The organism is Pseudomonas spartinae, assembly GCF_965197125.1.
Lineage (GTDB): Bacteria > Pseudomonadota > Gammaproteobacteria > Pseudomonadales > Pseudomonadaceae > Aquipseudomonas > Aquipseudomonas composti_A.
The window spans coordinates 409,924-424,080 of record NZ_CBDAMB010000002.1 but is presented as its reverse complement, the minus strand read 5'-3'; the positions used below and the strand labels follow the sequence as shown (position 1 = coordinate 424,080).

Here is a 14,157-nt window from a genome sequence, read left to right as displayed (position 1 = left end):
GCAATGCTCACATGGGCTGTGCGCACACACTGGGCGGACACTCGCATGGAAGAGGAACAGTGATGAACCAGACCATGAAAGCTGCAGTGGTCCACGCCTTCGGCGAACCCCTGCGTATCGAAGAGGTAAAAGTCCCTCTGCCAGGCCACGGCCAGATTCTGGTGAAGATCGAAGCCTCGGGGGTATGCCATACCGACCTCCACGCGGCTGAGGGCGACTGGCCGGTGAAACCGAGCCTGCCCTTCATTCCAGGCCACGAAGGGGTTGGCTACGTGGCGGCGGTCGGCAGCGGCGTGACCCGTGTGAAGGAAGGCGATCGCGTCGGCGTGCCCTGGCTCTATACCGCCTGCGGATGCTGCGAACACTGCCTGACCGGTTGGGAAACCCTCTGCGCAAGCCAGCAGAACACCGGCTATTCGATCAATGGCGGTTATGCCGAATACGTGCTGGCTGACCCCAATTACGTCGGCATCCTGCCGAAAAATGTCGACTTCCTCGAGATCGCGCCGATCCTCTGCGCCGGGGTGACGGTGTACAAGGGGCTCAAGCAAACCCAGGCGCGCCCTGGCCAGTGGGTGGCCATCTCCGGTATCGGTGGCCTTGGTCACGTTGCCGTGCAATACGCCCGCGCCATGGGGCTGCACGTGATCGCGGTGGACGTCGACGACGCCAAGCTGGAGCTGGCGCGCAAGCTCGGTGCCAGTCTGACCATCAACGCGCGCAAGGAAGACCCGGCCGAGGTGGTGCAGCGCGATATCGGCGGCGCCCATGGCGTGCTGGTCACCGCAGTGTCCAACGCCGCCTTCGGCCAGGCCATCGGCATGGCGCGCCGGCATGGCACCGTGACGCTGGTCGGCTTGCCGCCGGGCGACTTTCCGACGCCGATCTTCGACGTGGTGCTCAAGGCCATCACGATTACCGGCTCCATCGTCGGTACTCGTGCCGATCTGCAGGAAGCGCTGGACTTCGCCGGTGAAGGCCTGGTCAAGGCCACGGTGCACAGCGACACGCTCGATAACATCAACGGCATCTTCGAGCAGATGCGTGGCGGTCAGATCGAGGGGCGCGTGGTGCTGCAGTTCTGATTCGAAAAGGGCCTCGGACGAGCCGATTTCCTACAGAACGGACGCGGACGGGCGCACAGATCGATGCCAGGTCGCTGGCTATACTGTGCGCCCTTCATCCGTACAAGGAAGTGTCGTCATGAAACAGTACGTTTCGCTCGTTGCCCTTTCCCTGCTCTCCCTTCAAGCCGCTGCGCTGGATCTGGCCAAGCATCCGCAGGTCTTCGATGCCGGCCAGGGCGTCAGCCTGGCGCTGGCCCCTTCTGCCGATGGCAAACAGGCCCTGGTGCAGGTACGCGGCATCAACCATCCGCTCGACGAGGTGGTGTTTCTCACCGAGGTCCGCGAGCTGGGCAACGAGCAGCGCGACTACGGCATCCGTCTCGATGGCCGCGACTACAACCTGCTGAACAAACGCCGCGCCTGGGGTGGTGAGAGCTACCAGCTCAACCTGCCCAACACTCAGGGCTTCGAACTCAGCTACGACGAAGACAGGAGCAAGGCGCTCAAGCCGGCCGAGTTGCTCGCGAGCTACCAGAAGCAGGAAAAGGATGGCGTGCAGGCGCGCCTGGCCGCCTTCGATCGCAAACAGCGTGTGGCGGACTACAGCGCACGTCTGCAGGACGCGGATGGCGAAGCCAGCAAGGCTTGCGGCACCCCGCTGGCGACCAAGGTGGACTGGAGCGCGCTCAGCGATGAGCAGCTGATGAGCCTCAGCGTGCCGAGCTTCTGTGGCGAGGTGGTCAACCAGATGGCCTACCTGTGCGGCAAGGACGACCGCTACAAGGCCGAGGCCAAGACCCTCAAGGGCGTCGACTGCCGCTTCGGCGAGGCGATGAAACTGCGCGAGCAGGATGGGCAACTGCAGTTCACCACTCGCTCGGATGAAGCCAACCAGGGCGACTTCATCAACGCCATCCTGCGTAACCGCTGAGCCTGACGCCGGGGCGAGATTGGCCCCGGCCGCGCTGAACCTATCCTGCAACTAGCAAACCAACGGGTCACTATGAAATACACCAAACTGTTCGCTCCCATCCTTCTCGCCGGCTTGGTCAGCGGTTGTGCTTCGGTGGCGGTCAGCGACAATGTGCTGAGCCAGCGCACTTCGCTGGCCTTGGGCCTGACGCCGGATCAGTTCACCATCAGCAATCGCGTCGACGGCGGTGTTCGCACTGACTACAACGTGAAAACCCGTGACGGTAAGAACTATGCCTGCTACGTGACAGGCAGCGTCTCCGTTCTGGGGCCGGTAGTATCGGACGCCTTGTGCAACACCATGGGTGGCAACGATCAGCCCGCCCAGCCAGTCAGCAACTCCTGCAATGCCTTGCTGAAGGCAGCCGGACGTTGCTGATAGCTGCTATGTACGCTGCCTGTTAAAGGCAGCGGCATATTTTTTGCGTTCCTTTCCTCGTTTGCACCCATGGAACGCATCATGCTGCACGCCTCGCTGACCACCCTGCACGTGGTTTCCCTGATCCTGCAACGCTTCGCCGACCAGCCCGAGCTTCACCCGCAATTGCTGGCCGGGAGCGGGATTGGTGCGGCTGATCTGGACAATGCCGACGTACGCATCACCCGGGTGCAGGAGCAGCAGGTCTGCGCCAATGCCCTGGCCCTGCGTGCAGACATGGGGCTGGAGCTGGGGCGCAGCCTGCATGTTTCCTCCTATGGGCTGCTCGGTTACGCCGCGCTGTCCGCTGATACCCTTGGTGACGCCCTGCGTCTGCTGTTGCGGTACCCGGCGTTACTTGGCACCTATTTTCGTCTGGAACTGTTGGTAGACGGGGAGCTGGCCTGGATAAGTGCCAGCGACTACAGCGATCACGCAGCGCTGGAAGCTTTCAACGTGGAAATGTGCCTGGCCTCCATGAGGCTCACCTGCGATGAGTTGCTTGGCCAGCCGCTACCCGTGAGCCTGGCCTGCTTTCGTCACCTACGTCCAGGTTATGCGGCGCGCTATACCGAGAGCTTTCCCTGTCCGCTGCACTTCGAGGCGCCGCGCAATGCGTTCGCCTTTCCCGCCGCCTTATTGGAGCGCCGCCTGCCGCTGGCCGACAGCGTCACCCATGTCGACATGGTGGAGCGTTGCCGCCGCCTGAATACCGAATTCAGCAGCCGCCAGGCCTGGCTGGAGCGCGTGCGACAGCTGCTCGCTGCGCAGATGGCCGAGCCGCCGGGACTGGAGAATCTGGCGCAGCAGATGCACTGCTCACCGCGCACCCTGCGTCGCCACCTGCAGGAGCTGGGCACCAGCTATCAGGGCCTGCTCGACGAGCTGCGCTTCGAGCGCGCCAAGACGCTGCTCGGCGAGGAGCAATGGCCGGTATGTCGCATCGCCGAGGTACTCGGCTTCAGCGAGACGGCCAGCTTCCGTCATGCTTTCCAGCGCTGGAGCGGCGTGCCGCCGAGTCGCTTTCGCGCGTAGCCCGGATGCAATCCGGGACTATCCGGCACCTTTTCCCCAGGTTTAGTCCGGGTTACCGGCGATCACTGCGGGAGCGGCTTCAGCCGCGATAAAAGCTCGCCGCTGAAGTGTCTCCTACAGGTCGGGCTCATTTCTCTGCTTGCACGTTGCGGTACATCTGCTGCCCGTAGCCCGGATGTATTCGGGCTACGGGCGATCACCGTAGGAGCGGCTTCAGCCGCGATAAAAGCTCGCCGCTGAAGCGGCTCCTACAGGTCGGGCTCATTTCTTCGCTTGTACGTTGCGATACGTCGCTGCGCGTAGCCCGGATGTATTCGGACTACGGACGATCATCGTAGGAGCGGCTTCAGCCGCGATAAAGGCTCGCCGCTGAAGCGCCTCCCACAGGCGGGCTCATTTCTCCGCTTGTACGTTGCGGTACATCTGCAAGCGTGCGGCCTCATGCAGGCCGCGGCTCAGCGCCAGCAGGCGCTGGAATTCCTCGGGGTGACGTTCGGCGACGTTGTCGCGCGGTGTCGGCGAGCGCAGGTCGTGCAGGGTCGGCGAGCTGCCGTCGTGTTGCATCTGCACAAGAAAATCACGGGTCACTGCGCCGATCACCGGGAAGGTGCCTTCCTGCAGCACCAGCGGCACCACGCGTTCGCCTTCCGGCGCGGGTCGTTGCAGGTCGCGACCCAGCCCGCCGTTGTCGAAGGGTACGCCGACCAGTCCGGCCACGCTTGGCAGCAGGTCGGCCAGGCCCACGGCCTCATCGAACTCGCGCGGCGCCAGCCATTTCGGTGCGTGAATCAACAGCGGCACGTTGTTGCTCTCCAGCCCCAGTTGCTCGAAGGCCGGCGCCATGTGCGGGATCTGGCTGATACGGGTGTTGTGGTCGCCGAAGAAGACAAAAATGCTGTCGTCGTAGAAGCCGTGCTCCTTGGCCAGCTCCATCAGCCGACCGATATTGAAGTCCAGCAGACGCACGGCGTTGTACTGCTCGACGCTGCGCGAGCCGGCCTGCTGCACCTGTTCCAGCGGCAGGTCGAGCGCCTCGAAGCCGTCGTTGTCTTTGGGGATGGTGAAGGGGCGGTGGTTGCCGGAGGTCTGCAGGTAGGCGAAGAAGGGTTTGTCCTTGGGCAAGGCGCCCAAGATGCGCGTGCTTTCCTTGAAGAAATCCAGGTCGGAGATGCCCCACACGTCCACCTGCGGCGACTGCCAGTGGCGTTCCTCATAGAGCTGCACGTCGTCGATGCTCTGGCGGATCAGCGCATTGATATTGGCCCAGCCGGCGTTGCCGCCAATCATGTAGAACTTCTCGTAGCCATCGAGTGCGTTGATCAGCGTGCGCTGGCGGGCGATCAGCGGGTTGCGCGTGGCCGTCTCCTGGCGCGACACGTCGGGAATGCCGGTGATGCTCGCCCACACCGTCTTGGCGGTGCCGGTCACCGGCACGTAGAAGTGGCGGAAGAACCAGCTCTCCTTGGCCAGACGATCGAGATTCGGTGTCGGGTTCAGCGGATTGCCGTAGGCGCCCACGGCGCTGGTGCCGAGGGATTCGAGCATGACGAAAATCACATTGGGCTGGCGCTCGGCCTGGATGCGGTGGGGCTGCAGCGGCTGCTGGCGGAAGAAGTTCAGCCCTTGCGCATCACGTTCGCTGACGCCCAGATAATCGGCCACCACCTCGTAGTGCTCACGCGTGGCCGCCACGTCGAAGGCGGCGGGTTCGAGCTTGAGGGTGTCGAAGAGAAACAGCGCCGGGTTGATCCCGAGTGCGCCCACCTGGCTGTTGCCGCTGTAGAAGGCATCGCTCCAGCGCAGCGGCACCGGGTTCTCCAGATTCAGCGCGCTGGCGCGACCGAGCAGACCGAAGAACACCAGCACGCTCACCAGCGCCGCGCCGCCAAGGGCCGGCAGCACGCCGACCCTGCCGCTGGCGGGGCGATCCAGGGTGGCGCGTTCCAGGCGCAGCAGCGCCCAGGCCCACAGCACCACACCGGCCAGCCAGGCGAGGGTTATCCACAGCACCGGGTAGGTTTGCCAGAGCATGCCGGCGGATATCTGCGCATCGTCGGCAAAGCGCAGCACTGTGGCGTTGAGGCGCACGCCCAGATAGGCGTAGTGGCCGAAGTCGAGGATGTACAGCAGACCCAGCGCCGCCACGGCCAGCAGCAGGTAGCCGCGCAGCAGCCAGCGCACGGCGCGAAAGCGCGCGAGGCGCAGTTTGGGCAGCGCCAGCAGGATGCCCACCGGCAGCATCAGCAACAGGGCCAGGCGCAGGTCGAAGCGCAGGCCAATGCCAAGGGTGTGCAGCACGTCCGGGTCGCTGAGGCTGTCGACAGCGGAGAAGCCCAGCAGAAACACCCCACGCAAGGCGGCGAAGAGCGCGAACAGCAGCGCCGTCAGGCCTGCCAGGTAATGCAGGCGGCGCGATTTCAGCCAGCTCATGCGAGGTTCCTTGTACGAAGCAGCAGCCAGCGTCCGCCTGCCAGAAGCAGCGCGCCGAGGCTATAGAGGGCCAGGTAGGGGTCGATCAGGTAATCCCAGTAGTTTTCCGAGGCGCCCAGGCGCAGGGCAAAGGCCAGGGTCGCCAGCACCAGCGTCAGGGCGCCGAGCCAACTGCGCTGAACGATCAGCACCGCGCACAGCAGGCCCAGCACCAGCAGCATGGGCCGTGGCTCGAAGCCGAGCTGGTAGGGGTCGGCGTAGCTCAGGCCCAGTGCCGCCGGGTAGAGCAGCACGGCCATGCCGGCGAACAGTGCCAGGCTGGCCAGACGATCACGGGCGCCGGCAGGTGCCACGCCGAAGCGGCACAGGGTCGCCCAGCCGAGCAGCACCAGGCTGGGCACCGACAGGTCGCCGATATAGGTGCGCAACTGCAGCGCCAGGCTGATGCCCTGCACTGGCACCAGGCTGAGCAGCAGGCAGGTCAGTAGCTTGACCACTTGCTGCGGGCGGCCGCGGCCAAAGGGGGCCAGCACGAGGAAGGCGAGCAGGGTGAAGGACAGGTGCGGCAGCCAGAAGTCAGTCATGCGGGCGGCGCTCCGACAGCCAGGCTTCGTTGAAGGCCAGGTGCTTGATGAACATGTCGTTCCACGAATAAACGAGGTGATAGGTGCCCTCACGGTCGCGGGCGAAGTAGGGGTACTCGTAGTCGAAGGTGCAACCCTCGGCGCTGCACATGCGCGCGGTCACCCGTTCGAGGAACTGCGCCTGCTGCTCGGGCTTGCCGCCGCTGGCGCGGAACTTCTCGCTGACCACGGCGGGGAAGTCGCCTGGCGCGATCGGCTCGCCCCAGGGGTTGGGGCTCTCGTCCAGCTCGCCAAGGGTGTGCCAGTTGCCCAGCTTGGCGTCGGTGGCGTAGAGGGTCAGGCGAAAGCGCCCGTCCTCCAGGTCGTTCATCGCCACCAGCAGGCTGCCATCGGGGCGGCCCACCGCCGCCAGGGACGAGTTGGGGTTGCTCGGCTCCACCGGCTCTGGCCGGCTCCAGCTACGCCCGGCGTCCTCGCTGTAGCTGGCCAGCACGCGATGGTGCTGCTCGCCGGCATAGCGCAGCAGGGCCACGGCCCGGCGCTCGTCCAGCGCCACCACGGTCGGCTGCAGGGAATAGCGGCCCTTGCCGATGCGGTACTTGCCCAGTACCTCGCCGCTCGCGCTCAGGTGCAGGTACTCGGGAAACTTGCCGAGGAACTCGTGGTACACCGGCAGGCCGATGCTGCCGTCGGCATGGAACACCGGCGCGGCGCGTACCAGGGTGCTGATGTTGAGAAAGGGGCTGGTGACGAGCTGCCGGGGGGCCGACCAGGTCTTGCCGAGGTCATCGGAGACCATGGCGTTGACCGCGCTACCGGCCCAGCCGCCGAGCGATACCGAAACGTAGAACAGCCACAGGCGGTTGTCCGGCGCCAGGCTGATCACCGGGTTGCCCAGCTTGCGGATGTGCTTGCCGACCGCGCGCTGGGTCGACTCGCGGCTGGCCAGTACGCGTTCGGCACTCCACTGGCCGCTGGCGGCATCGTAGCGCGCGGCGCGGATCTGCACGTCAGCCGCTCCTTCACGGCTGCCGGCGAACCAGGCGGCCATCAGGTCGCCGCCGGGCAGGCCAGTGATCGAGGCGGAGTGGACGAAATCCTCCAGGTCGGAGGAGGCGAAGTGCGCGGCCAGGGTCGGAGTCGCATCGCTCGCAGGTGGCGCCGGCTGGTTGGCGAAGGGTGCCAGGGCATGGGGCGCGGCGCCGAACCAGGCGCAGGCGAACAGCGTGGCCGCGCCCAGCAACAGGGCGCAGGTCTTGAAGGTCGAGGTCATGGTCGGTGCGTCAGGGATGGCTGGGATGCGCCAGGCGCGAGGTGGCGACTTCTTCTACCGGGTGGGCGTCGACCGGGTCGTAGTAGACCTCCAGCTTGTGCCCTGCGGCGTCGAAGCCGTAGATCTCGTAGCAGTGGCCGGGGGTGATGCGGAACTTGGTGATCTGCACGCCCTGGCGCTTCATCTGCTCGCGAAACTGCGACTCCGGCATCCAGGCGCTGCGGTCGGGACGGGCGCAGTCGGTGTCTGCCAGCAGCGGCGCGGCGCCGAGCAGCAGCAGGCCGCCCAGCGTGATTCGGGCAAAAAGGGGCATGGAGGCGCTCTCGTCACGAGGCGCCGGCCGCCAGGGCCGGCGCTGGGCTGCGATCAGTCTTCGATCTCGGTCTTCACGGCCTTGCCGCTGACCGGGTCGTGGTAGATCTCGACCTTGCGGCCTTCCTTGTCGAAGCCGTAGATCTCGTAGCAGTTGCCGTCGGTGACCTTGAACTTGTTGATCTTGTAACCATCGGCCACCAGCTTGGCCTGGAACTGCTCGGGGTCTTGCCAGGTGGAGCGGTCGGCCGTGGTGCATTCGGTCTTGGCGAAGGCCGGCGCGGCGCAGGCGAGCAGGGCGGGAACGAGCAGTAGACGACGCATGGTGAGGCTCCTGATGGGGTTCGGTGCCGTCACCTTCGGCGTGCTGGCTTAACGAAAACTTAAGGCTCACACCCCGTTACATCTTGCCGTCGGGCATCGGGGTGGCAGGGCAATTTGGCCATTTCGATCCCCTTTTGGCCGTTGTCAGCGTTCTCCCGTGAGCTGCAGCAAGCGAACAATGCAGGCACAACAACGAGCCTGGAGCGCTTTGCATGCTCACCTACTACAGCGACGACCACCACCTGCACCACGGCAAATGCGAGCTGATCGACGGGCAACTGATGCCCTGCTTCGAGAAGCCGCAGCGCGCCGACCACATCCTGCAACGGGTCAAGGATCGCCAGCTCGGCGACGTCCTTGCGCCCAGGGATTTCGGCCTGGCGCCCATCGAACGCATCCACAGCAAGGCCTATCTGGAATTCTTCAAGAGTGCCTGGGCGCGCTGGCAGGAACAGGGTGGCAAGGGCGACCTGCTGCCGTTCACCTGGCCGGCGCGCACCCTGCGGCGGATGATCCCCAATGACCTGCACGGCCAGCTCGGCTACTACAGCTTCGACGGCGGTGCGCCGATCACCGCTGGCACCTGGCAGGCCGCCTACAGCGCCGCACAGGTGGCGCTCAGCGCCCAGCAGGAGATCGCCAATGGCGCGCACAGCGCCTTCGCCCTGTGCCGTCCGCCAGGCCACCACGCCGCTGGCGACGTGATGGGCGGCTATTGCTACCTGAACAACGCTGCCATCGCCGCCCAGGCCTTCCTCGACCAGGGGCGCAAGAAGGTGGCCATCCTCGATGTCGACTACCACCACGGCAACGGCACCCAGGACATCTTCTACCAGCGCAGCGACGTGCTGTTCGCCTCGATCCACGGCGACCCCACCGAGGAATTCCCGTTCTTCCTCGGTTATGCCGACGAACTGGGTGAAGGCGCGGGCGAGGGCTACAACTTCAATTACCCACTGCCCATGGGCAGCACCTGGGACACCTGGAACGCCGCGCTGGAGCAGGCCTGCCAACGCATCGTCGAATACGGCGCCGAGGTGGTGGTGGTGTCGCTGGGTGTGGACACCTACATGGAAGACCCGATCTCGCAGTTCAAGCTCGACAGCCCGGACTACCTGACTATGGGCCGGCGCATCGCCGCGCTGGGCCTGCCGACGCTCTTCATCATGGAAGGCGGCTACGCGGTGGAGGCCATCGGCGTCAACGCGGTCAACGTACTGGAAGGCTTCGAAGGCGCCTGATCGGCGCGTAGGGTGGACGACGCTTTTTTCGTCCAGCGTCATGCGCACGGTAGGCGGATGAGCGTCAGCTGCGCGCTCCGGGCCACCCAACCAAAAGACCAACAACGACACTTCAGGGGTGAAACGATGAAAGCCATCAAACAGATGCTCGGCGCCGCCTTGTGCGGCGCCACCCTGCTTAGCGCTGCGGTGCAGGCCAAGGAACTGCGTGTGTACAACTGGGCCGACTACATCCTGCCGTCGGTGCCCAAGGACTTTCAGAAAGAGTCCGGTATCCAGATCACCTGGGACACCTTCGAGACCAACGAGGCGCTGGAGGCCAAGTTGCTCACCGGCAACTCCGGCTATGACCTGGTGATCCCCTCCAACCAGTTCCTCGAAACCCAGATCAAGGCCGGCGTCTTCGCCAAGCTGGACAAGTCCAAGATTCCCAACTGGAAGAACCTCGATCCGGCGCTGCTCAAGCTGCTGGAGAAGAACGACCCGGGCAACCAGTACGGCGTGCCCTACATGTACGGCACCGTGCTGATCGGCTACAACCCGGACAAGGTCAAGGCTGCACTCGGCGACGACGCCCCGGTCAACAGCTGGGACCTGGTGTTCAAGCCCGAGTACATGGAGAAGCTGAAATCCTGCGGCGTGGCCATGCTCGACTCGCCTACCGAAATCATCCCCATCGCCCTACACTACCTGGGCCTCGATCCCAACAGCAGCAACCCGGCCGACTATGACAAGGTCACCGAACTGCTGCTGAAAGTGCGCCCCTACGTGGCCTACTTCCATTCGGCCAAGTACATGACCGACATCGCCAACGGCGACATCTGCGTGGCCATCGGTTATTCGGGCAGCTTCTACCAGTTCGCCAACCGCGCCAAGGAAGCCGGCAACGGCGTGAAAATCAACTGGCGCCTGCCGAAAGAAGGCGCGCCGATCTGGTTCGACACCTGGGCCATCCCCAAGAGCGCGCAGAACAAGGATGAGGCGCTTGCCTTCATCAACCACCTGCTCGAACCCAAGGTCATCGCGCCGATCAGCGATTTTCTCGGCTACCCCAACCCCAACGTGCCGGGTATGGAACTGGTGAGCAAGGAAATCGCCGCCGACCCCGATCTGACTCCGACCCCGGAGATGCAGAAATCGCTGTATGTAGTGCAGCCGCTGCCGCAGAAGATCGAGCGCGTACGTACGCGTGCGTGGACGTCGATCAAGTCGGGCAAGTGATTCGTCACTAACGGCTCGCGGCTGAAGCGGCTCCTACAGACCCAGCACGAGCATACCGATGGTGCCCACGCTCTGCGTGGGTGCCTTCGAAAAAGCACTCAGCCGAAGCGGAGCGCGCACCTGCAGGTGCGCGTTTTTCGTTGTGCTCACCCTCTGGCTTTGCGCTGTGCTTCAGCTGCCAGCCGATGAATGGCCATGCAAAAATAAGTCGAGCGTCACACCAGGCCCTGGACGAATCGCATCCGACTGGTAAAAACTCTCGCCCTGCAACCCCCTGTGCAATGGACGCCCTTGAATGCCGAACAGGCTTCGAGACAAGGACACGATATGGAAGATCTCTACCCCGCCGGGCCCAGCGATGTGCCCGCAACGCTGACCCGCCCCAGTTCCGTCTACAAACGCCAAGCCTGGCTCGCCGTCGGCAGTCTGGCCTTGTTCGTCGCGCTGTATTTTGCTTTGGCAGGCTGGTTCGGCTGGACCGCCTGGCGCCTGATCAGCAGCGGCCTGGCCGGCAGTGAAGACGCGATCGTGCATTTTCTGGTTGGTGGCTGCTCCGCCTTTCTCTGTGTGTTCATGCTCAAGGCCTTGTTCTTCGTGGAGCGCGGTGGTGCGTCGAATCACGTCGAACTGCGCCCTGAAGAGCAGCCACAGCTCTTCGCCTTTCTCTACCGGCTGGCTGACGAGGCCGGTGCACCGCGGCCGCATCGCGTGTATCTATCGGCGCGGGTCAATGCGGCTGTGTTCTATGACCTGTCGATCCTCAACCTCCTGTTTCCCTCGCGCAAGAACCTGGAGATTGGCCTGCCCCTGGTCAATATCCTCACCTTGAGTGAGTTCAAAGCAGTGCTGGCCCACGAGTTTGGTCACTTCGCTCAGCGCTCCATGGCCATCGGCAGTTGGGTCTACATCGCCCAGCAGATCGCGTCCCACATCATCGCCAAACGTGACGCGCTGGATAAGCTGCTGCGCGTGCTGTCGAAGTTCGACCTGCGTGTTGCCTGGATCGGCTGGCTGCTGTCGTTGATCGTCTGGTCGATTCGTTCGCTGCTCGATACCGTGTTCCGCCTAGTGGTGCTGGCGCAACGCGCCTTGTCACGGCAGATGGAGTTCCAGGCCGACCTGGTCGCGGTTTCCCTGACCGGCAGCGACGAACTGGTGCATGCCCTGCACAAGCTGCAAGCCGCCGACGAGGCATGGGATCGCACCCTGGCCTTCGCCAACAGCGAATACCAGCGGGGCCGCTCGGTGCAGGATCTGTTCAGCATCCAGACCCAGGTTCTCGAGCGGGTCACGCAGATTCTCAACGACCCCTGCTATGGCAAGGTTCCACCTCGTTCCTGCCCTTCCCCGGAACAGCACCGCGTCTTCGTTTCTGGTTTTGCCCAGCCGCCGCAGATGTGGTCGACTCACCCGGCCAACAGCGACCGCGAAGAAAATGCCAAGCGCCTGTATCTGCCCGCTCCTCACGACGCGCGTAGCGCCTGGGTGTTGTTTGACGAGCCGACAGCGCTGCGCCAGCGCCTGACCAGTGACTTCTTCCACGGCGCGCAGCTTGAGCCCGTTACTCTGGAAGAATCCCTGCGCAACCTGGCCGACCGCTACGACATGCTGCAATACGCCCCCGACTACCAGGGAGCCTATCTGGGTCGCAGCCTGACGCGTCATGCCGAGCAAGCCGCCGAGCTCTATCAGGATTCGACGTCCATTACCGACCTACACGGCGCGCTGCAGGCACTGTACCCGCTCAGCCTCAGCCAGCAGCTCAACCAGCTGCGCGCCCTGGAAGAAGAGCGCGGCATGCTGCAGGCGCTGCGGGACAAAGTCTACAAGGCGGCCGGCGGCAGCATCGTGTTTCGCGGCAACAGCGTTGCACGCCGCGATCTGCCGCACCTGATCGAGCAGGTCAACGACGAGGCCGAAGCCCTGCGCCAGGCGATTCTCGGTCATGATCGACGCTGCCGGGCCACCCATCTGGCCATAGCCGAGCAGTTCGGCAATGGCTGGCCGACCTACTTGATCGGCCTGATCGAAGTGCTGCATTACGCGGAGCACAGTCTGGCCGATCTACGCGATGCTCAGGGCTTGCTCGCCAATGTGACCTCGGTGGTGCTGGCCGACGGCAAGGTCAGCTCCCGCGAGCTCAAGCGCCTGCTGCAGACGGCCAACGAGCTGCATCGGGTGATGTCCACCATCCACCAGGACAAACAGCTCGTGCTGCTCGATCAGCCCCTGCTGGTGCGCCTGGGTATCGAATCCTGGGCGGCCTCGCTGGAAGACTTCACCCTGCCCCAGGCGAGCACCGACAACGTCAACGAATGGATGCAGGTGATCGATGGCTGGGGCAACAGCCTCGCCGCCCAGTTGTCAGGGCTGTGCAGCGCCACCCTGGAGCAGTTGCTGCACAGCGAAGCCGAACTGGCGCGCCATCTGCGGCAGAACAGCCAGCCCGAAGCGGCGCCAACACCTACGCGCACCCCGCAACGCTACGCCGTGCTCCTGCCCGGGCAGGAGCGCAAGCGCCAGTTGAAGCTGGATTGGTGGGATCGCTTTCAGATCGCCGATGGTGCCTTGGCCACCACCATGCGTTTGCTGGTTGCAGCGCTGATTGTCGGCGCCGTGCTCGGCTTTGGCAGTTTGACCGGCGTGGATACCAGGGTCGCGGTCTACAACGGTCTGGGCACTAGCGTACAGGTACACATTGGCAAGCAGAGCGCGGTTGTCGGGCCCTACTCGTCCACCGAGCTCAAGACCGAGTTCACCCGTGACACTCAGGTGAGCGCCCGCACCTCCGATGGACAGTTGATCGAGACTTTCACCCCCAACCTGGGCAACCCGGGGCTGCATTACGTCTACAACGTTGCCGGCGCCAGCCCTCTGGTTGTCTGGACAGCCTCATATGGCAATGCCGCCGAGGAAGAACCGCGCGTTCTCGGTGCGCCGCGCTGGCTCGACGCCCATGTCGACTTCTTCTTCACCGACCCACCCGAGTCCATCAGCAGCAAGAGCGGTGGTGCCACGCGCCACATTCTCAGTGGCATGGGAGACAGCACACCCGAGGAGATTCTCAAGCTGGCCGGCAACGACGCCCAGGCGCAACAGATCATCCAGGCACATGTGCGCTGGGATGCGCAGAACGCGCCCCATGCCAGCCTCTGGAAAGCCTATGCCCAAGAGCCCGGCAAGACGCCTTGATTACAGAAGCAGGTAGCAGGCTGGAGCGAAGAGGGCGCCTAGCCTGCATTGGCGATCAGGGGCGAGCACGTAGCCAAACCCTATCGCG

At 64.3% G+C, this 14,157-nt stretch carries 12 protein-coding genes; 7 read left to right on the top strand and 5 right to left on the bottom strand.

What is annotated here, in order from left to right; genetic code table 11:
* Positions 1-62: 62 nt before the first annotated feature.
* The 4 genes from adhP (at position 63) to ACN8M7_RS05795 (ending at position 3,492) form a co-directional block, all read left to right on the top strand.
* Positions 63-1,085, top strand: coding sequence for an alcohol dehydrogenase AdhP (adhP, locus tag ACN8M7_RS05810; protein ID WP_061238919.1), 1,023 nt, complete (start codon positions 63-65; stop codon positions 1,083-1,085).
* 118 nt (positions 1,086-1,203) lie between these two features.
* Entirely contained in the window at positions 1,204-1,998 is a 795-nt protein-coding gene (locus tag ACN8M7_RS05805) for a hypothetical protein (RefSeq protein WP_490260078.1), read from the top strand.
* 72 nt (positions 1,999-2,070) lie between these two features.
* A complete protein-coding gene (locus tag ACN8M7_RS05800; RefSeq protein WP_061238921.1) occupies positions 2,071-2,418 on the top strand; it encodes a hypothetical protein in 348 nt (115 codons plus the stop codon).
* A gap of 81 nt (positions 2,419-2,499) precedes the next feature.
* A complete protein-coding gene (locus ACN8M7_RS05795) occupies positions 2,500-3,492 on the top strand; it encodes an AraC family transcriptional regulator (protein WP_490260077.1) in 993 nt (330 codons plus the stop codon).
* A gap of 393 nt (positions 3,493-3,885) precedes the next feature.
* On the opposite strand, the gene ACN8M7_RS05790 is transcribed toward ACN8M7_RS05795, so the two are convergent.
* The 5 genes from ACN8M7_RS05790 to ACN8M7_RS05770 are packed head-to-tail and all read right to left on the bottom strand — an operon-like array spanning position 3,886 to position 8,415.
* Complete coding sequence (locus tag ACN8M7_RS05790; RefSeq protein WP_490260076.1) at positions 3,886-5,922, bottom strand: LTA synthase family protein; 2,037 nt, start codon at positions 5,920-5,922, stop codon at positions 3,886-3,888.
* On the bottom strand, positions 5,919-6,506 hold the full coding sequence (locus tag ACN8M7_RS05785) for a hypothetical protein (RefSeq protein WP_490260075.1): 588 nt from the start codon (positions 6,504-6,506) through the stop codon (positions 5,919-5,921). The genes ACN8M7_RS05790 and ACN8M7_RS05785 overlap by 4 nt, the downstream gene beginning before the upstream one ends.
* Positions 6,499-7,779, bottom strand: a complete 1,281-nt coding sequence (locus ACN8M7_RS05780; RefSeq protein WP_490260074.1) for a sialidase family protein — start codon at positions 7,777-7,779, stop codon at positions 6,499-6,501. The genes ACN8M7_RS05785 and ACN8M7_RS05780 overlap by 8 nt, the downstream gene beginning before the upstream one ends.
* A gap of 10 nt (positions 7,780-7,789) precedes the next feature.
* Positions 7,790-8,092, bottom strand: a complete 303-nt coding sequence (locus tag ACN8M7_RS05775) for a PepSY domain-containing protein (RefSeq protein ID WP_490260073.1) — start codon at positions 8,090-8,092, stop codon at positions 7,790-7,792.
* Positions 8,093-8,145: 53 nt separating this feature from the next.
* On the bottom strand, positions 8,146-8,415 hold the full coding sequence (locus tag ACN8M7_RS05770; protein WP_490260072.1) for a PepSY domain-containing protein: 270 nt from the start codon (positions 8,413-8,415) through the stop codon (positions 8,146-8,148).
* A gap of 212 nt (positions 8,416-8,627) precedes the next feature.
* Here ACN8M7_RS05770 and ACN8M7_RS05765 point away from each other — a divergent pair, with 212 nt between their 5' ends.
* The 3 genes from ACN8M7_RS05765 to ACN8M7_RS05755 all read left to right on the top strand — a co-directional run bounded on the left by ACN8M7_RS05765 (position 8,628) and on the right by ACN8M7_RS05755 (position 14,069).
* On the top strand, positions 8,628-9,656 hold the full coding sequence (locus ACN8M7_RS05765) for a histone deacetylase family protein (protein ID WP_490260071.1): 1,029 nt from the start codon (positions 8,628-8,630) through the stop codon (positions 9,654-9,656).
* A 126-nt stretch (positions 9,657-9,782) separates the two neighbouring features.
* The gene (locus ACN8M7_RS05760; protein ID WP_061238929.1) at positions 9,783-10,877 is read left to right on the top strand and encodes a polyamine ABC transporter substrate-binding protein; all 1,095 of its coding nucleotides are present in this window, start codon (positions 9,783-9,785) and stop codon (positions 10,875-10,877) included.
* A gap of 327 nt (positions 10,878-11,204) precedes the next feature.
* On the top strand, positions 11,205-14,069 hold the full coding sequence (locus ACN8M7_RS05755; protein WP_490260070.1) for a M48 family metallopeptidase: 2,865 nt from the start codon (positions 11,205-11,207) through the stop codon (positions 14,067-14,069).
* Positions 14,070-14,157 lie beyond the last annotated feature (88 nt).